This window comes from Myxococcus sp. RHSTA-1-4, assembly GCF_020037125.1.
Classification (GTDB): Bacteria; Myxococcota; Myxococcia; order Myxococcales; family Myxococcaceae; genus Myxococcus.
The window spans coordinates 1-17,940 of sequence record NZ_JAIQDG010000053.1 but is presented as its reverse complement, the minus strand read 5'-3'; the positions used below and the strand labels follow the sequence as shown (position 1 = coordinate 17,940).

19 protein-coding genes are annotated in these 17,940 nt (G+C 68.6%); 9 read left to right on the top strand and 10 right to left on the bottom strand.

All coding sequences use genetic code 11. The annotated features are described in order from the left end of the window. Positions 1–4: 4 nt before the first annotated feature. A complete protein-coding gene (locus K8638_RS41265; protein ID WP_223760268.1) occupies positions 5–205 on the bottom strand; it encodes a hypothetical protein in 201 nt (66 codons plus the stop codon). Between the two features lie 229 nt (positions 206–434). Between K8638_RS41265 and K8638_RS41260 the strand changes: the two genes are divergently transcribed. Both K8638_RS41260 and K8638_RS41255 read left to right on the top strand, forming a co-directional pair. After that, positions 435–710 (top strand): hypothetical protein, encoded by a 276-nt coding sequence (locus K8638_RS41260; protein ID WP_206727828.1) that lies wholly within the window; start codon positions 435–437, stop codon positions 708–710. Positions 711–772: 62 nt separating this feature from the next. Next, a complete protein-coding gene (locus K8638_RS41255; protein ID WP_223760267.1) occupies positions 773–1,498 on the top strand; it encodes a PHP domain-containing protein in 726 nt (241 codons plus the stop codon). 21 nt (positions 1,499–1,519) lie between these two features. On the opposite strand, the gene K8638_RS41250 is transcribed toward K8638_RS41255, so the two are convergent. The 3 genes from K8638_RS41250 to K8638_RS41240 form a co-directional block, all read right to left on the bottom strand. Continuing rightward, entirely contained in the window at positions 1,520–2,272 is a 753-nt protein-coding gene (locus tag K8638_RS41250; protein WP_223760266.1) for a hypothetical protein, read from the bottom strand. A 310-nt stretch (positions 2,273–2,582) separates the two neighbouring features. Further along, a complete protein-coding gene (locus tag K8638_RS41245; protein ID WP_223760265.1) occupies positions 2,583–2,888 on the bottom strand; it encodes an FmdB family zinc ribbon protein in 306 nt (101 codons plus the stop codon). Positions 2,889–2,904: 16 nt separating this feature from the next. Continuing rightward, positions 2,905–4,122 carry a hypothetical protein gene (locus tag K8638_RS41240; RefSeq protein ID WP_225938026.1) on the bottom strand — a complete coding sequence of 406 codons (1,218 nt, stop codon included), beginning with the start codon at positions 4,120–4,122 and terminating at the stop codon, positions 2,905–2,907. Positions 4,123–4,511: 389 nt separating this feature from the next. Between K8638_RS41240 and K8638_RS41235 the strand changes: the two genes are divergently transcribed. Both K8638_RS41235 and K8638_RS41230 read left to right on the top strand, forming a co-directional pair. Then, positions 4,512–5,000 carry a Fur family transcriptional regulator gene (locus tag K8638_RS41235; RefSeq protein WP_223760263.1) on the top strand — a complete coding sequence of 163 codons (489 nt, stop codon included), beginning with the start codon at positions 4,512–4,514 and terminating at the stop codon, positions 4,998–5,000. Next, positions 4,997–5,515 (top strand): TlpA disulfide reductase family protein, encoded by a 519-nt coding sequence (locus K8638_RS41230; protein ID WP_223760262.1) that lies wholly within the window; start codon positions 4,997–4,999, stop codon positions 5,513–5,515. The genes K8638_RS41235 and K8638_RS41230 overlap by 4 nt, the downstream gene beginning before the upstream one ends. A gap of 11 nt (positions 5,516–5,526) precedes the next feature. Here the strand turns inward: K8638_RS41230 and K8638_RS41225 are convergent, their stop codons facing one another. Beyond that, a complete protein-coding gene (locus tag K8638_RS41225; RefSeq protein WP_223760261.1) occupies positions 5,527–6,738 on the bottom strand; it encodes an acyltransferase in 1,212 nt (403 codons plus the stop codon). Next, positions 6,738–7,766: a hypothetical protein gene (locus K8638_RS41220; RefSeq protein ID WP_223760260.1), complete on the bottom strand. Its 1,029-nt coding sequence runs from the start codon at positions 7,764–7,766 to the stop codon at positions 6,738–6,740. The genes K8638_RS41225 and K8638_RS41220 overlap by 1 nt, the downstream gene beginning before the upstream one ends. A gap of 510 nt (positions 7,767–8,276) precedes the next feature. On the opposite strand from K8638_RS41220, the gene K8638_RS41215 reads away from it, so the two are divergent. From K8638_RS41215 to K8638_RS41195, 5 genes are all read left to right on the top strand, one after another. Further along, entirely contained in the window at positions 8,277–8,558 is a 282-nt protein-coding gene (locus tag K8638_RS41215; RefSeq protein ID WP_223760259.1) for a septum formation initiator family protein, read from the top strand. Next, positions 8,555–10,720, top strand: coding sequence for a diguanylate cyclase (locus tag K8638_RS41210; RefSeq protein ID WP_223760258.1), 2,166 nt, complete (start codon positions 8,555–8,557; stop codon positions 10,718–10,720). The genes K8638_RS41215 and K8638_RS41210 overlap by 4 nt, the downstream gene beginning before the upstream one ends. Positions 10,721–10,811: 91 nt before the next feature. Next, positions 10,812–11,597 (top strand): class I SAM-dependent methyltransferase, encoded by a 786-nt coding sequence (locus K8638_RS41205; protein ID WP_223760257.1) that lies wholly within the window; start codon positions 10,812–10,814, stop codon positions 11,595–11,597. 21 nt (positions 11,598–11,618) lie between these two features. Beyond that, on the top strand, positions 11,619–12,725 hold the full coding sequence (locus K8638_RS41200) for a P1 family peptidase (protein WP_223760256.1): 1,107 nt from the start codon (positions 11,619–11,621) through the stop codon (positions 12,723–12,725). 20 nt (positions 12,726–12,745) lie between these two features. After that, entirely contained in the window at positions 12,746–13,621 is an 876-nt protein-coding gene (locus K8638_RS41195) for an aminotransferase class IV (protein WP_223760255.1), read from the top strand. Positions 13,622–13,634: 13 nt separating this feature from the next. On the opposite strand, the gene K8638_RS41190 is transcribed toward K8638_RS41195, so the two are convergent. From K8638_RS41190 to K8638_RS41175, 4 genes are all read right to left on the bottom strand, one after another. Continuing rightward, entirely contained in the window at positions 13,635–14,228 is a 594-nt protein-coding gene (locus tag K8638_RS41190) for a Uma2 family endonuclease (RefSeq protein ID WP_223760254.1), read from the bottom strand. A gap of 117 nt (positions 14,229–14,345) precedes the next feature. Further along, positions 14,346–15,644, bottom strand: coding sequence for a glycerophosphodiester phosphodiesterase family protein (locus K8638_RS41185; RefSeq protein WP_223760253.1), 1,299 nt, complete (start codon positions 15,642–15,644; stop codon positions 14,346–14,348). 139 nt (positions 15,645–15,783) lie between these two features. Beyond that, positions 15,784–16,704: an alpha/beta hydrolase gene (locus K8638_RS41180; protein WP_223760252.1), complete on the bottom strand. Its 921-nt coding sequence runs from the start codon at positions 16,702–16,704 to the stop codon at positions 15,784–15,786. A 193-nt stretch (positions 16,705–16,897) separates the two neighbouring features. Continuing rightward, positions 16,898–17,767, bottom strand: coding sequence for a hypothetical protein (locus tag K8638_RS41175; protein ID WP_223760251.1), 870 nt, complete (start codon positions 17,765–17,767; stop codon positions 16,898–16,900). Positions 17,768–17,940 lie beyond the last annotated feature (173 nt).

Below are 17,940 nucleotides of genomic sequence, written 5' to 3'. Positions count from 1 at the left end.
CTTGCTACGGCTGCTGCTGACCCTTGCCGTGCTTGTAGAAGAGCACGAGGGTGTAGCAGTGGAATTCGTTGTCGGATGACTGACAGACGACCCGGTCGACAATCTCCAGATCCGAGTTGCTCTTCAGCCAACGGGTGACGTTCTCACCCAGCTCCTCGCGCTCCTTCGCCTTGGTGGCGGAGAAGACCTTCACGCCCGTGAACATCGCCTGCCACTCCTTGTGCGGTACTGACAAAGGACAATAGGGGGTTATGGCATGTGATTTCCAGAGGTGTCAAAAACCCGGCTTCCCCGCCGGTCGGATGTTGATCGGGAAGGCGCGGGGGTTTGCAGGGAAGGGCGCGTGCCTAGATTGGCTGGGTCGCACCTGGTGTTCGGGGCATTCGGGGCAGGGGCCCGCGAATGAAGGCGGCGGTGGGGAAGGGGGAAGGCCCGTGGACATGAAGACGAAGAAGGACCTCGCGGTAGACTTCATCAACACGATTCGGACGATGGAGCCGACCGCGCTCAACGCGTTGATCGTCAAGGAAGCGGGCGAGGAGCTGGCCCAGTTCTTCCTGAACTACAGCGCGAACCTCATCTCCAAGGATCCCTCCCGGGTGCTGGAGAACACCTCCTCGCTGATGCTGATGGGGTACCTCATCCGCACCTACGAGGAGAAGAACACGCAGGCCCGGCAGGGGACCTTCCAGTCCTACGCCTTCGCCTGAGGCCGGGAGCGGGCACCGCGCGCTCGACAGGCCCCGGGGGGGCCTGTTAGGGAGCGACGCCCATGCTCATCGACCTGCACGCCCATTCCTACCTCTCCAAGGGGTGCGAGTTGGATCCTCGCGCCGTCCTGGAGCGGGCCGCGCTGTTCGGCCTGGACGGGGTGGCCTTCACCGAGACGAATACCCAGGACGGCTGTGATGAGCTGTTCGACCTGGGGGCGAAGTCCAAGCTGAAGGTCTTCGTCGGGCTGGAGCTGCTGACGGACCGCGGCCAATACCTCTGCTTCTTCCCGAAGCCGGAGCTGGCCCCCGAGCCGGTGCAGCTCTGGGGCAGCAACCGCGAGAAGCCATGGAGCGCCGCCGAGTGCCTGCCCAAGGTGAAGTCCCTGGGGGCCGCCATCGTCGCCGCGCGGCCGTATGACCGGGACTCGCAGTACCCGGCCATGGACTACATCCGCTCGCTGAGCCTGCTGAGCGCGGTGGAGGGCTACAACGCCCGGGTGAAGCAGACGGCCAACGACCTGGCCGTGGAGGCCGCCGAGGCGCTGAAGCTTCCCTGCGTGGGGGGCAGCGACGCACGCGGCTCGCTGGACGAGGTGGGCCGGGGTGCCACCTTCTTCAAGCGCGACATCAAGACGCAGGCGGAGCTGGTGGCGGAGCTGCTGAAGGGCGAGTACTGGCCGGTGATGGCCGGCGAGCTCCCGCGCCTCACCCGTCCCGGCGAGGCCCAGGCCGCGCGCAAGTCGGGCGGGGGCGGTGGCCGGGGTGGCAAGCGGCGCCGCCGCTAGTCCCCGGCCCCCCACCTCACGTCACGGGAGCAGCGGCTTTCCGCCCTCCTCGGCGCGGACCAGCCGGCCGTCGGTGAGGAACACCTTCCGGCGGCCCGTCGGGTACGACCACTCCTCGTTCTTCGAGGTGCCCTCCAGCGAGCGGACGATGCGCTCCGGGGGGCCCCAGGCCATGCGCACCGCGTCCATGGGCATGTTGGGGACGAGGCGCTTCTCGCGCACGGCCTCGCGCACCGCGGGGGCCAGGGCCTCCAGTTGCGCCTTCAAGTCTCGCGGAGAGAGGTACTTCTCCAGTTCCGTGCGGAAGTCCTCCGGGCGCTCCAGGTTGGGCGGCAGCACCAGCATCAGCGGCGGCCTCCCGGCGGGTGCGTCCGCCTCGGCCAGGTACACCCAGGGCCAGGTGCGCGGGGTGTAGAGGACGCGCTCCGTCACCACCCACGAGGTGGGGAACTCCACCTTGGTGATGCGCAGCTTCGTCCCGGCGGGAAGGATGCGCTCCACGGCGCCGGGGTTGATGGGCTTGCCGCGGGTGTCGTCCAGCAGGCGCACGTCCTCGGGCGCGTACGGGGTGAGCAGGCGCTTGGTGGCGTCCCCGAAGAAGGGGGTGACGTTGACGGAGACGCGCAGGTACTGCTCCGCCTCCGGGCCGGTGAGGGCGCTCCCCAGCGAGGCGCGGGCCTCGGGAGGCATCCGGGTGTAGTTGCGGCAGCCCGCGGCGAGCGCGGCGAGCAGGAGGACGGAGAAGAAGGGGAGTCGGGTGTGGTTGAGCGGCATGGCACCTCCACGGCACAGGGCGCGGGAGGGTGTCTGCTTAGCTCAGCGGGCGGCCTGCGTCAGCGAAGACGGAGCCTGCTCCTCGCGCCGGGTGCCACCGCGGCAGCCCCGCTGGGGAGGGCAGACGGGGCCACGGCCATGGGGGTCCGCGACGAGCAGGAAACGGCCGAGCCCGCGCGCATCCGTCAGCTCCGGGTGACCGCACAGAGCGCAGTGACGGGGAGGACGCTTGGAAGGTGGGAAGGGCACGGGACGCGAGTGTGCGCCTGTCCCGGGCCCAGGGCGAATTTTCCGCCTTCCGCGACTTCCGCTACGTCTTGTCGCCGGACGCCGCGGCGGGCGCCGGGGTGCTGGACGTGGACGCGCTGCTGCTCGAGGACGAGGAGCTGCTGCTGGACGAGGAGTCGCTCGATGACGAGCCGTCCTTCTTCGTGGAGCTGTACAGGTCGGAGTACCAACCACCGCCCTTCAGGACGAAGCTGGAGCGGCTGACGACCTTCGACAGCGAGCCCTCGGCGCCGCACGCGGTGCACGCGGCCGGGGTCGGGTCGGAGATCTTCTGCAGCACGTCGATGATCTTTCCACAGCTCTGGCAGGAGTACTCGTAGATGGGCATGGTTCTCGGTGCCTCGTCAGGGTGTTGAGGGAGGGGCGCCGGCGAGGAGCTGCTTGCGCAGTCCGGTCGCCAGACCCAGGCGCTCGAAGGCGCGGAAGACCAGCTCGGCGGGGGCGCCATGCTTGCGGCCCACGGCATCCGCCAGGCCGTGCAGGTCGGTGGCGTCCGCGATTTCGTCGGCCACCAGGCGCTCCAGCTCCTTGCGGAGCGAGTCCGCGAACTTCCGCTGGATGCCCAGGTCCGCGAGGTACTTCTCGCGGCCGAGCAGATCCAGCCGGTGAGTCAGGTGCGGGGTGGCCAGGGCCTCGCGGCGGAAGCGCTCGCGCAGCGCCTCCACTTCCTCACCCAGGCCGAGGACCGAGACGAGCCGCTGCAACTCGGAGGGGCTCAGCCCCAGGGACCAGGCCACGCGGCCCGAGGCCCCGCGCTGATCCGAGTACGCCGCCAGCACGTGCCGGCGCTCCTTGTCCGTCAGCGCGTCCAGCAGGCCATGGTCCTTGAGCACGTTCTCCAGGTCGACCAGGGTCAGCTCTCCGCGCGAGCCGTTGTAGCGCTGCGACAGGTTGCGCTGCAGCGCGAAGCGGTGCTCGGCGGCCTCCAGGGCGGCCTCCAGCGCGGGCTTCGTGGACAGGCGCGTCAGCTCCATGAACGACGAGCGGGGCGCCTCCACGCGGGTGAAGCGGCCCCGGGGACGGGGCAGCTCCCTGCGGGGAAGGCCCGCGTCCTCGTAGGACTCCAGAGGCAGCGCGCCCTCGTCGGTATCGGACTCGCCCACCGGGCGCTTGCGCGGGGCGATGCGCTCCTGGACGGCGGCCTCCTTCGCGGCCTTGCCGCCCTTCTTGCCGGCCTTGCCATCACCTTCGGCCGTGGGCGGCGTGGCGAAGGTGGGGACGCTGGGAGCCGGGGCGGGCGGAGGTGTCTTCTCCTCTCGCACCTGGGCCAGTTCACGCACCACGTCATAGAAGCCGCACGCCTGGCGCTGGGCGGCCAGGGCGGGGGGGGTGCCGCGGAGGACGTCCACCACGGCGAAAGGGCCCAGGGGAGACACCTCGGGCTCGCCGTCCGTCAGGGCGCGCACGCGGAAGTCATCGTCCTCGGCCAACAGGGCGAGCGCCTCGCGGACCTCGGGAGCCGGGGCCGGCGACTTCGCGCGCCGGCAGAAGTCCGAGACGGCAACCGCCACGGGGGTGGGAACGTCATCGGGCTGTCGTCTTCGCTGCCAGGAGCTGGTCATGGAAAATCGCGGAAAAATGCTCGTTTACGAGAGCGGATGCCTCTATCTTCGGCGCCAGACGGGTGTCAATGAGCCAGTCCGACTCCAATGTAAACAGCCAGCGGCGAGTGCAAGCCGGTGGGCCGGACGGGCAGGGGAGCAGGGGCTCCCTGGCGCCGGTTGCCCGACATTGCTGACTGAGGCGGGTGGGAGTATCAGGCCCCCCGCGTCCGGAGACCAACAGTTGTTGGTGACACTTTCTTCGGGTGGGGGAAGGTCCGAAGAGGGCGGAGGCGGGTCGCGGTGGCCTGTCAGACCGGTTACAACAGGAGCGGAGGGCCGATCAGCGTCGGCCTCCTACCAGGGAGCTCATGCAGGCGCGGACCCGCGGGGCGGTTGAAGGAACTCACATGAGCACGAGCCATAGCCATCGCCATGAGGATGAGGAGTCCAAGGACGAGGTGCTCGCGCGGTACATGGCCCAGCACGGGCTGAAGAGCACGCGGCAGCGCAGCCTCATCATCGACACCTTCTTCTCCGTGGGCGGCCACCTCTCGGTGGAAGAGCTGTGGAACAAGGTGCGCGAGCAGGACAACAAGGTGTCCGTGGCCACCGTGTACCGCACCATGAAGCTGCTGAACGAGTGCGGCCTGGCCCACGCGCGCAACTTCGGCGACGGGCAGACGCGCTATGAGGCGGCGGCGGGGCGCGAGCACCACGACCACCTCATCTGCACCCGGTGCGGCACCATCGTCGAGTTCGAGAACGACCGCATCGAGGCGATGCAGGACGCGGTGGCCCGGAAGCACGGCTTCAAGGTGACGTCGCACAAGATGGAGCTGTACGGGCTGTGCCGCGACTGCCAGCGCTCCACCGGCGCCCCCACGACGGCGGCATGAGCGCGGCCACTCGAGCCCGGCTGTGCGCGGCCCTGCTGCTGGTGGGACTGGCGGGCTGCCGTGGGATGAAGCCGGTGGACGCGGGACCGGCCTTCATCCAATCGCTGGCCCTGCCGTCGGTGGGGCCCACGCGGCACGACGTGCGCAGCCTGCACGGCAAGGTGGTGCTCGTCTCGTTCTTCGCGACGTGGTGCTTCCCATGCCTGGCGGAGATGCCCACGCTGGAGGCGCTCCAGCGCGACTACGGCGCGCGAGGCTTCCAGGTGGTGTCGGTGGGCATGGACCTGGAGGGCGCCAAGGTGCTCCAGCCCTTCGCGGACCACTACGCGCTCCGCTACCCGGTGCTGATCGCGGATGACCGGATGCGCGAGGGCCTGACGCCGTTCGGCCACATCCGCGCGCTGCCCACCACCATCATCCTGGACCGGCGCGGCCGCGCCGTGGCCGCGTGGCAGGGCGTGGAGGGGCACACCGACGTGGCGAAGGCCATCGAGAAGCTGCTGGCGGAGGACTGACGCGCCCGGCGTCAGCTGGCCGGCGCGCTCACGCGGCGCGCGGGCGCCGAGGAGAGGCGCTCCTTGAGCCGCAGGAAGGGCTTCTCGAGCACGTAGTGCAGCAGCAGCGCGGCCGCCATCGACAGGGCGCCGTACACGCCAAGGTGCAGCACGAACTTCCCGCCGAGCGGCAGCTGGCCGTACGCCGGAAACGTGTCCAGCCAGCCGCGCACTCCGTCCAGGAACAGCATGTGGACGAGGTACAGGGGGAAGGAGATGCTCGAGACGACGTGCAGCGCCTTCCACCGCAGCGGGGCCGCGAGCGCGCTCCGGTGCAGGAGGAGCGAGAGCATCATCGCTCCCAGCCCCAGCGAGAGCAGCCACGTCAGGAGCGACGCCTCGAGCCAGCCGATGCGGTCCATCCACGGGCGATAGGCGAGCAGCCCGGCCGCCAGCGCGCCGCCCGCGAGGCCCAGGGCGATGATGCGCCGCCGGTCGCCCATCCACGCGAAGTCCCGGCGGTGGTGGTAGAGCAGGGCGCACAGCGCGCCGATGAACAGCGAGTCCAGGTTGAGGTGGAAGGGGCTGCGAATCACCGGGAAGAAGACGTCGTAGCTCGTGAGCCCCGCGCGGCTCGCGAAGGTCGCCGCGCGAAGCAGGGGGGCCGCCGCCACGATGGCCAGGAGCACCGCGATACGCACCTTCAGGGTCCGAAGCCGGGCCATCCAGGTGAGCACGCCGGGCAGGAGGAGATAGAACTTCTCCTCCACGCCGAGCGACCAGAACGCCACCACGATGGTGGACCGGAAGTAGTCCTGCAGGAAGAGCAGGTGGTACGCGAGCACCCCGTGGGTGATGGGCGCCTGCGGCACGTAGAAGGGGAAGGCGCCGGCCACGATGAGCAGCAGGACGCCGTAATAGGTCGGGATGATGCGCAGGGCCCGCTTGAGCAGGTACGTGCGCGTCTCCGCGGGCGTGAAGGCCGCCGGGTCATGCCGCAGCAGGTGGTGGGTGATGAGGAAACCACTGAGGACGAAGAACAGGTCCACCCCCATCCACCCGTTCCAGAAGGGCGTGGCCGCGTCCCAGCTCCCCAGCGGCAGCAGCGGCACGCCCGCCTGCTGGAAGAGACGCGCGCCATGGCGGGCGACCACCAGCAGGACCGCGAGCGCGCGCAGCCCGTCCAGCTCCGGAATGGCCCCGGGTACCCTGCGGAACGACAGGTACTGGAGCAGCGCCGCCATCACGCCGACAGCCCGAGCCCCTGGCGTACCGACGCGTGCCGCATCTTCCAGATGATTCCATCCACGATGTAGTGGTGGAAGTTGATCCCCATGTTGACGACGAACAGGACGGTGGCCGTGGTCAGGGCCGCGCCCGTGTACAGCGCGGTGTAGGCGAGGGACGACAGCCCCAGGCAGATGACCACGTACTTCAGCACGTTCTGCTTCTGGCTCAGCTCGGAGAGCAGCGGGTGCTCGGCGCTCTTGCCGCTCTTGAAGCGCCGGTTGTTGTACATCCAGACAATCAGCAGGTACTGCGCGTTGTGCCAGACGTTGAGGATGAGCCAGCCGTCGTTGATGCGTTCCGCTCCGAAGTACCCCAGCGAGAAGATGGCCACGTGGCTGAGGACGTAGGCGGGGTGCACCGGCGACGCCCCGGTGAGCAGGGCCCGGAGCTGGTGCACGCCCCACGCCGCCGCGACGAGGAGGAAGGCCACCCCCACAAGCTGCACGTAGACGCCGGGCACCGGAATCATCCGGATGTCCATGCCCAGCAACGTCGTGGCGCCCTGGTTCGAGCGGTGCAACACGCCCCACAACACCAGCAGGTACAGCATGGCCTGGGTGAGGCGCGCATCCGTCGGAGGTCCGGCGTGGACACCCCGGAAGATGCGCTCGATGCCGTAGCTCTGCCGCGCGTAGTGGAACGCCTGCCAGTAGAAGTAGAGGGAGGTGACTATCCAGCCGCCAGCGGTGGCCTCGACGGCGGCCGTTGCGGCGACACACAGGGGCAGCAGTCCGAGGACGAGGAGCCGGTACTGCTGGAAACTCGCCCGGTCGAAGCACAGGCGCGTGAAGGTGGACGCCACGTGGTGGTAGCTCAGGAGCCACATGTCGAGCGTGAGCACCAGCACGTATGTCGACGGCCAGACGAGGACGAGCGCGGCGGAGCCCAACGCGAGCAGCAGCGGACCGAACAGCAACAGCAGGTCGAAGTCTCGGCTGCGGACCCACCGGATGGGGGACCGAGCCACCAGGGCGATGGCCATCGCCACGAGCGTAGGCGTGCGCCGAGGAGGGACGCAAGCCGCCCGTCCCGGCCGCCTGCTCTCTCCCCGGCGCACGCGCGAATCCGCTACTCCCGGAGCACCGTGACGGAGAGGTTCGGGTCGCTGGCGATGTCCACCTCGGTGAAGCGCATGTTCATCCACTCCTTGCGCGAGGACATCCACCACGTCTGGTCCGCGAAGTAGGGCGAGGCCGAGAGCAGGCGAGCAGCGAGCGGCCCACCGGGCCCGCGTCCGAGAAGGACACCGCCATGACGAAGCTGGTGGCCACGAAGGGCACGTAGGTGAAGTCCGGCTCGGGATGTCGGGGTCGCCGTCGCCCCATGGCCGCGGGCTCACGGAGCGTCCGCATCTCCTCGGACTCATTGGCCGGAGGGCGCCGGGTTGGCTCGAGCCCGTCGCGGGGCGCCGCCCGAGAGGGGGCGCGGGTGCTACATGCCTGGAGCGGTTTTCTTGCGGGGCAGGGGGTCACTGGTACCTTCGGTGGCGTTCATGACGGCGAGGCGAAAGTTCCTGGTGGTGGCGGTGGGAGTGGCGGGGGCCTTGAGCCTGCTGTCCGTGGCGGACGCCAAGGGCTTCCGCCGCTACCTCTCGCTGCGCCAGGAAGTGGATGCGCTGCAGACGCGCAACCGCTCTCTGTCCGAGCAGAACGAGGCGCTGCGCGAGGAAATCAACGCCCTGCGCAAGGACCCGGCGGCACTGGAGCGGGCCGTGCGCGAAGAGCTCGGCTACGTGAAGCCGGGCGAGATTGTCTTTCACCTGGAGTCCCCATGACGTCGCTGACCGCGTTTCCGTCTCCCGGAAGGTTGCTGCGTCACGCCGTACGGGCCATCCCCGCGGCCGCCGCGCTCGCCACGTTCATCCACCTGGCGCGCGGAGGCTTCCGGGGGCTCCACACCCTGGACTGGACCGAGGCGGCCCTGGTGGGCTGCCTCCTGGTGGGCATCGGCGTCGCCGCGTGGCGCCGGGCCATGCGCGGCGCGGTGGGCGCCGTCATCGACCTGCGGGACGACCTGGAGCTGGGCGGCGGACTCATCGCCGCGGCGTTCATCGTGGTGGCCATCGGCGGCGGGGAGCTGTTCCCCATCGTGTACCTCCTGATGGCGTTCCTGGTGGCCTTCCTGCCTCGCAACGCGGGGCTGACGCTGCTGGGCGTGGCGCTGGTGTTCGACGCGCTGGTGACGCTCGGCGGCCCCGTTCCCAATGCGACCGGATTCCTCACACACGCGGCCTTCCTGGCGCTGTTCTCCGGGCTGTACCACCTGGTGCTGGCCACGCGGATGGCCGCGGCGCGCCGGGCGGAGAGCGACGCGGTGCAGAAGCGCATCCGCGAGGTGGAGGAGCGCGCGCGCACCTTCCGGCTGGTGTCCAGCGGGACGCAGGACAGCTTCAGCGGGATGAGCAGCGACGAGAAGTGGCTCGTCGCCTCGGTGAAGGAAATCGAGGGCGCGGTGCAGGCGGCGCTGGAGATCGCCGAGACGGGCCTGCGCACCCACACCTGCGCGGCGTTCCTGCTGACCTCCGATGACCGCAGCCTCAAGCTGTACGACTGCCGCTCCGGCTCCGAGCGCGTGCAGCGCGAGCGCTTCAACGCGGGCGAGGGCATCATCGGCGGCGTGCTGAAGCGCCGGGCCCCGGTGCGGATGAACTCGCCGCAGGGACTCAAGGGCGTCACCCACTACGAGAGCGGCGGCCCCTCGGTGAACGCCCTGCTCGCGGTGCCCATCCTCGAGGGCAGCGGCCTGGTGCGCGGCGTGCTGGTGGCGGACCGGCTGGCGAACGAGCCGTTCAGCGACCAGGACGAGAAGCTGCTGTCGACCATCGCCGGCGAGGTGCTGCGCTCCATCGAGGTGGAGCGGGTGATGAGCTACATCCGCAAGACGCGCGACGAGAAGGACCGGTTCTTCCGCGCCATCGAGGAGCTGAACCGCGCGGGCAGCCCGGACCAGGTGTTCGTCGCGGTGCTGGAGAGCACCCGCCAGCTCGCGGGCCTGGACTTCTGCGCGGTGACGCTGGTGTCCGAGGTCGAGGGCAAGCGGATGCACCGCGTGGTCCGGATGACGGGCGTCACGGCGCATGGCAAGGCGCTGGAGGGGCAGACGTTCCCCGACAACAACGGGCTCGTCGCCAACGTGGTGCGCTATGGGGCGCCGCTGCCGGGCAGGGACATCAAGGCCATGGACCGGCAGATCATCTTCGACGACGAGACGCAGATTCGCGGCCTCGGCGCGCTGAAGATCTTCCCGCTGGTGGCGGGGGACCGGATTCTCGGCACGCTCGTGGCCGGCTCGCGGAAGAAGGCGGCCTTCGAGCAGGACGTGCTGCGGATGATCGAGGTCATCGCCATCCAGGCCGCGCAGGCGGTGCTGCGCGCGCAGCTCTACGAGCAGATGGAGCGGATGGCCACCACCGACGGCCTCACCGGCCTGTTCAACCACCGCACCTTCCAGGCGAAGGCGGACGAGATCCTCGCGCAGGCGCGGCGCTACCAGCGCAAGTGCTCGGTCATCCTCACCGACGTGGACCACTTCAAGAGCGTCAACGACACCTACGGCCACCCGACGGGCGACCAGGTGCTCAAGGGCGTGGCCCGCATCATCAAGTCCCTGGCCCGCGACACGGACGTGGTGGCCCGTTACGGCGGCGAGGAGTTCGTCATCGTCATGCCGGAGACGGACTCCAAGGGCGCCTTCACCATCTCCGAGCGCATCCGCGAGGCCGTGAAGGCGGAGACCTTCCAGACCGAGATGGGCCCGCTGAAGATCACCATGTCGCTGGGCATCGCCACCTTCCCCGACCACGGCATGGAGAAGCAGCAGCTCATCGACCTCGCGGACCAGTGCCTGTACCACTCCAAGCGCAACGGCCGTAACCAGTCCGTCACCGTGGAGAAGATGCAGGGCGGCCGCAAGCTCCAGGCCGCCGAGGCGTCCTGAGCGTGTCGGGTGCGCGATTGTGCGCTCGGGGCCGGTGGGTGGCACGGATGCGTTGTCTCGGGCGCTGTGTGGGGCAGGATGCGCGGCGGACATGGCTTCGGTTCCGCTCGCGGTGACGACCAGTACGAAGGTGGACGCGGCGCTCGTGCGCGAGGCCCGCGCCGTGGCGGCCCGCTGGGGCCTGCCGTTCCTGCCCCGGCGTGGAAAGGAGGGCATCGCGCCCTGGCTCGGGGTGAAGGCCGATGCGCTGCTGGCGGTGGGCGGGGACGGGGTGACGCTGTGGGACGCGGAGGGCTCGTTCGGCTTCCACGCCGGCATGGCCCACCTGCGCCGCATGCGCCTGCGGGCCGGGGAGCCGGACGCCTTCGTCCGGGTGGCGGAGCTGCGGCCCGGAGACTCGGTGCTGGACTGCACGCTGGGGCTGGCGCAGGACGCGCTGGTGGCGTCGCTGGCCGTGGGGCCCCAGGGGCGGGTGGTGGGGCTGGAGAAGAGCCTGGCGCTGGCGGTGGTCGCCTCCGAGGGGCTCAAGCGCTACGAGCTGGGGGCGGACTCGGGTCCCATCGAGGTGGTCCACGCGGACGCGCACGCGTACCTGAAGACGCTGCCGTCTGCGTCCTTCGACGTCGTCTTCTTCGACCCGATGTTCGCGAAGCCGAAGAAGGCGCAGCCCGCGTTCGAGGTGCTGCGCCGCTTCGCCGAACATGCGCCGCTGACGCCGGAGGCGCTCGCGGAGGGCCGGCGCGTGGCGCGGCGGTGGGTGGTGGTGAAGGGAGCGCGGTACACGGATGACCTGCGGAAGCTCGGGCTCGAGTCGGAGCCGGGCTCGCGGTTCACGGATGTCGTCTGGGGACGCATCGGGCCCGTGACGGGGCCGTGAGCGCTCCGCGAGGAGGAGAAGATGTCGGAGCAGAAGAAGGCGGCCCCGGAGACGCGGGTCCGGGCGCGGGCGCTCGGGGTGGCCCCTGGCATCTTCTCGCCGGGGGCTCATAACGGAATCACGGATGTCGACGGCGTGCGGGTGGGGCACTCGACGTTGATTGCCGGTGACTCCGTCCGGACCGGCGTCACCGCCATCCTCCCGCATGGAGGGAACCTGTTCCGCGAGCGGGTGCCCGCCGCCATCCACGTGGCCAACGGCTTCGGGAAGCTGCTCGGGAGCACGCAGGTGAATGAGCTGGGCGAGCTGGAATCGCCCGTGCTGATCACCTGCACGCTGTGCGTCTGGCGCGTGGCGGATGCGCTGGTGGGCTGGATGCTGGAGCAGCCCGGCATGGAGGACGTGCGCTCCATCAACCCGGTGGTGGGCGAGACGAACGATGGGCGGCTCAATGCGATCCGGACCCGGCCGGTGGGGGAGAAGGAGGTGCGGGCCGCGCTCGCGCAGGCCACCTCCGGGCCCGTGGCCGAGGGCAGTGTCGGGGCGGGGACGGGCACGGTGGCGTTCGGGTGGAAGGGAGGCACCGGCACGTCGTCCCGGGTGCTGCCCGCGAAGCTGGGGGGCTTCACGGTGGGAGTGCTCGTGCAGTCGAACTTCGGTGGCGTGCTGCAGGTGATGGGAGCGCCCGTGGGCAAGGCGCTGGGGCGGTACGCGTTCCAGAAGGACGTGGAGGAGCGGGGGGACGGCTCCATCATGATCGTGGTGGCCACGGACGCGCCGCTCGGGCATCGCAATCTGCGGCGGCTCGCGGAGCGCGCCACGCTGGGGCTGGGGCGCACGGGGTCTTCGATGTCGAATGGCTCGGGGGACTACGTGATTGCGTTCTCCACCGCTGCGCCGGTGCGCCGGCCGTTCGGCACGGAGCGGCTGCCCGGAGAGACGCTCGGCAATGATGCGATGTCACCGCTGTTCCAGGCGGTGGTGGAGGCCACGGAGGAGGCCATCTACAATTCGCTCTTCATGGCCACCACGGTGCGTGGCAACGGCCAGAAGGTGGATGCCATCCCACTGTCCCGCGTGCGCGAGGTGCTGCGTCATCACGGGGTGGGGCAGTCCGAGGCACCGTAGCGGCCGCGCGGAGGCGATTCATGCACGTGTACCTGAACGGGGAGATCCTCCCGCTGGAGCAGGCCCGGGTGTCGGTGGAGGACCGGGGCTTCCTCTTCGGGGACGGGGTGTACGAGGTGACGCGCGTGCTCCCGAGCGGGCTGTTCGAGGAGTCGGCGCACTGGCAGCGGCTCCAGCGTGGCATCCGCGAGCTGAAGCTGGAGACGCCGGAGGGCTTCTCCCGGGAGATGGTGCGGCGCATCAGCCTGGAGCTGCTGGAGGCCAACGGGCTGACGGGGCGGCAGGCGACGGTGTACCTGCAGCTCACCCGTGGCGCGGCGCCTCGCAGCCACGCGTTTCCGGCTCCAGGGACTCCGCCGACACTCTACCTGTCCACGTCACCGTTCCAGGTGCCGTGGACGCAGCGGAAGGAGGGTGTGAGCGCGCTGATGCTGCCGGACCTGCGCTGGGCGCGGTGCGACTTGAAGACAGTCAACCTGCTGCCCAACATCCTGGCCAAGCAGCAGGCGCGGGAGGCGGGAGTGTTCGAGGCCCTGCTGGTGCGCGACGGCGTCATCACCGAGGGAGCGTCAACGAGCGTCTTCGTCGTCATGGACGGGGCGCTCTACACGCATCCAAAGGACCACCACATCCTGCCGGGCGTCACCCGGGACATCATCCTGGCGCTGGCGCGGGAGCTGGGCATGACGGTGCACGAGCGACCGGTGCAGGTGGCGGAGCGCGGCCGGTTCCAGGAGGTGTTCCTCGCCGGAACCACGACGGATGTGCAGCCGGTGGTCGTGGTGAACGGGGGGAAGGTGGGGGAGGGGAGACCCGGGCCTATGACGCTCGCGCTCCAACGGGCGCTGCTCCAGCGGATGGGGGGTGGAGGCTCCGCCGTAAGGGGACGTTCGTGAGTGTGGGGCTTTCTCAGGGATGGGCCGCACTGCTTCGTTGCGGCGTCCACAAGAGTCCCAGTTCCAGTGGGACAGCCTCGAAGGGCTCCACGCGTATCGTGGCGCTCCCTTCGTGCAGGCCCGTCCGAACCCAGCCATCGACCCCGCGTCCATACACTTCGAGCGTGCGGCGCACGGGGTCGATGAGCCACGCGTGTTCCACGCCTTCACGGTGGTACAGCGGCATCTTGCGCACCCGGTCCAGGGAGCGTGTCGAGGGCGACAGCACTTCGCATACCCAATCCGGCGCGGCCGTGAGCCAGGGAGTCTCTGGATCCGGCGGTTCTGGCACCCGCTCACGTCGCCATCCCGCCACGTCCGGAACCAGGACGTTGGGCTCGAAGTGCAGTTCCGGTTCGACCAGGAACCACCATCCCCCCGGGCCCGTCGGCGACAACTCGAACGGTGTACTCAGCAGCGCCGATAACCGCGTCGCGACACGGAGGTGCCCGAACGTCGGTCGTGGTGAAGCGTACAGCTCTCCCGCGAGGATTTCCCCCACCCACCCAGGCGGAAGCGCCTCGATGTCCTCATACGTGACCGGCTTCTTCCCCTTGTCCTTCCCCATGCACACGCCCCAGAAGAATTGACCTGACAGGTTGTCATTATCGCATCCGATTCATCAGGGTGGCAACCTGTCAGGTCACGAGTCTACGGGCCGGTCTGACGTGTGCGACCGGCCTGGCTACAGCCCCATGCAGTTCGCGTAGTACGTCACGGTGCCGGGCCAGTCGCTGAACATGCCGATGATGCCGACATGCCGGGCGAGCACATCGAGCGCCACGAGCATGTCGCCATCGTTGTCAATCGCCGGGGAGACGGACTGGTAGTAGAAGCCGCCGCCCGTCTTCAGCGGGCCCGAGCGCTCGAACGACCAGGCGATGATGTCCAGGCCCGCGGCCCGCGCGGCCTTCGCGTACGCGGACGGGACGATCTTCCCCTCCGCGTCCAGCGTGAGCAGCACGTAGATGGGCGGTGCGATGACCTTCACGCCCGAGTCCACCAGCTCGTCCATGCTGGGGACCCAGGTGGTCGGGTTGTTCGGGTCGAAGACGGTGCCCGGAATCTCGTAGCGGCCGTCCAGGTACACGCCCTGCTTGCCGAACCGCGGCTCGTTCTGGATCCAGTACAGCACGTCGTCGAGGTTGAACGACTGCGGCCAGACGTCGTTCGGGTGCACGCCGGCCTGCTTGTACTCGTCGATCATCTGCTGCGCGTACTGCTGCTGCGTGTACTCGCCCTGGAACGGCATGGGCACGCTGGGCGCCTTGAGCTCCGGCGTGAACTTCGTGCCGAGCTTCTTGAACAGCTCGATGCTCTCCTTGTGGGAGAGGACGGTGCCGCAGGTGGAGTACAGGTCCGTGCGCCAGTTGGCAGTGCCCCCGAGGTACTGGGCCACCGTCGTCGCCGCCGGGTTGGACGCGTCCATCTTCCCGCAGAGCTGCTTGAACTCGGCGAGGGTGATGTCGCTGGTGCAGCACAGCGCCGAGGCCGGACGGCCCGTGGCCGGGTTCGCGGGCTGGAAGGGCTGCGTGCACTTCGCCGCCAGCTCGGGCATGGCGAGGATGTTCGTGGTGGTGTGCAGGTCGCACTGCGAATGACGGCACACGAGCTGCCGGTCCTTCGTGAAGGTGACGTCGCACTCGAGGATGCCGGCGCCCATGCGGGCCGCGGCCTCGTAGGACTCCTTCGTATGCTCCGGGAACTGGAGCGGGGCGCCGCGGTGGCCGATGGAGAAGTCCGTCTTGTAGAACGGGCCCTCGGAGCACTGCTGGAGCTTCCGCTTCAGGGCGCTCTCGTCCATGTCCTCGACGAGGTAGTAGGGACGGGGGCCGACCTGGACGTTGAGGCGGCGGTGGGGCTTGTGCTTCTCCGTGCCCCGGTCGCGGAAGTCGTCGTTGTCCCGGGCGGACACGACAGTGGGGGAGGCGAGGCACGCGGTAAGGGTCACGGCGGCGAGTGACATCAACCTCGTCGGGTTCATGAGGCGCACGGCTCCTTGCAGGAGAGCGGAGTGGAAAAGCGCGCGAACCATGCACTTCCTCTTCAAGCCCGTTGCGTCAAGAGTCCGCCACGATTCAGCGGGCCCTCCACGCAGTGTTGCGAAGATGTGAAGAACGGTGTCAGCCCGTCCTCGACCTCACAAACGCGCCGATGCCTTCGATGGCGTGGCAAGCCTCGGGCAGATACGCGGCGAGGACGTGCCACACGTGCCAGAGGCCGGGCCAGACCTCGAGCGTGACCTCCGTGCCCGCATCTCGCGCCCGCCGGGCCACGGCTTCCGAATCACTGAGCAGAATCTCGCACTCACCCACCTGGACGTAGAGCGGGGGCAGGCCGCGCAGGTCCGCGTGTATGGGGGAGACGTAGGGATGACGCAGGGACGTTGCTCCCGCATACGCGGCCGCACTCTCCCGCAGCCTTCGCGTTGAAGGGAAGAACGGGTCGACCGCGGCCCGGGAGGTAATGGACTCGCCCGCGAGCTCCAGGTCGGTCCAGGGAGACAGCGCCACCACGGCCCCGGGCAGTGGGTGGCCCTCGTCTCGCAACCTCAACGTGAGCGCGAGGCTGAGTCCGCCCCCAGCCGAGTCCCCCACCAGGGCCACGCGCCTCGCATCGAGCCCCACCGAGGGTGAGCACATCCACGTGAATGCGGCAGCCGAATCATCGATCGCGGCCGGGAAGGGATGTTCGGGAGCGAGCCGGTAATCCAGGAGCAGCACCGGGCACGCGCATGCGAGGGCGATGCGCGCGGCGAGGGCGCGATGCGAGGCGAGCGAGCCCGCCGAGTACGCACCACCATGAAGGTAGAGGACCGCTCGGCCCGGCTTTCCGCCATGGGGCCGGAGCCACTCCGCGGGACGGCCCGCGACAGTGAGGGGCTCGACGTCCACGCCTTGGGGCATGGGCAGCTTCGCGCTCAGCCCCTCCAGCCGCCGGCGTCCATCGACCAGCGAGCCCCCCGGGTCGCGCCGCGCCAGCTTGAACTTCAGGTAGTGATAGAGCAGGCGACTGCGAAGGCTGCGCGGGCTCGCGGGCTCCATGATTTCGCTCCGTCCAGTTGAATGTGCGGGGCTGCGGCAAGCGCTCCCGGCCCTAATCTGGATTGATCACACTGGGCACGGATTGGGCCCGAATCGGTCACACCGGGCGTGGACATAGGGCAGGTGCCGCAGCATAGCCTGTCAGTAGCCGCCGGCTCCACATGGCGCTCCCTCCACCCGTGCCCAATACGGGCTACCGCTTGGTTGGCGTGGGCGGCCGTCGGCTGAATCCAGACGAAAGCTTCAAGTTCCTCTGGGCAAGAGCTTGAGATAGCTCATCAATCAAGGACTTCAGTCGCTCCTGTGCGCTATCAAGCGAATCCCCGCGATTCAGAACGATAGCATATCCCTTGGCTATGCCGATCTGGGGGTACAGCCAAAGCGCTGCGGATATCCCCTGGACTTGGCCGGAGATTTGAAATCGGCCTGCGTCCTCTGTGGGTTGGCGATCAAGACCGGCGACACTGTCAGTGTTTTCCGAAAGAGAACCCATCAGGGACATAATGCGAATTTGAGCTAACGTCTGATCCGCATCCCACGATGCAGTCCAGAGCAATGGGTCCACAAGCGCAAGCTGTGCGGTCTGCCTGATGGTTTCGACGCGACTACGAAGTGTTTGGGCAAGTCGCGTTCCAGTCCAGGGCATTTCGTCAGGGGGCCGCGGGGCAAGCCAATGAAATCCCAAGCAGAAGAGGAGTTGATCCGGCTCCATGCCAAGGTTGATTGGGCTGTCGCCGACGATGATATCGAGCGCTAAGTCGCGAGTTGGGCGTGGTCGGACTCCTTCGAGCAAGGCGGACTCTGCCGAGGTAGATTCGCGCGAGATCTCTAGTTGCGCAGAGACAGGCTGCGACCTGTTTTTTCTGACCCTTTGTTTTCTTAGAGCTAAGCGGATCGACTCTTCTGCCTTAAGAATTCGTTGGAGTAACTCCGTTGTCTGCTGGCAGAATTTCTCAAGTGGAGCATCGCCCACCAGGCGATGTGGCGGCGTATCGCCAAGATATTTCCATATTTCACTTAAAGAACTCGCCCTTGGCAGGCTGATGATTGGCGACAGAAACATCAGCGTTTCGATGTCTTCTTGGGCCTGTCGTGCCGCGTCGCCATCTGCTGCGACCCAGCAGGCTAACTCCCAAAGAAGTTTGAACTGGTCGAAGGTGCTAGCCCGAATCGGTCACACCGGGCACGGACATAGGGCTGGTGTCGTAGCGTAGCCAGCAGGGGCCCTCGCGCCCT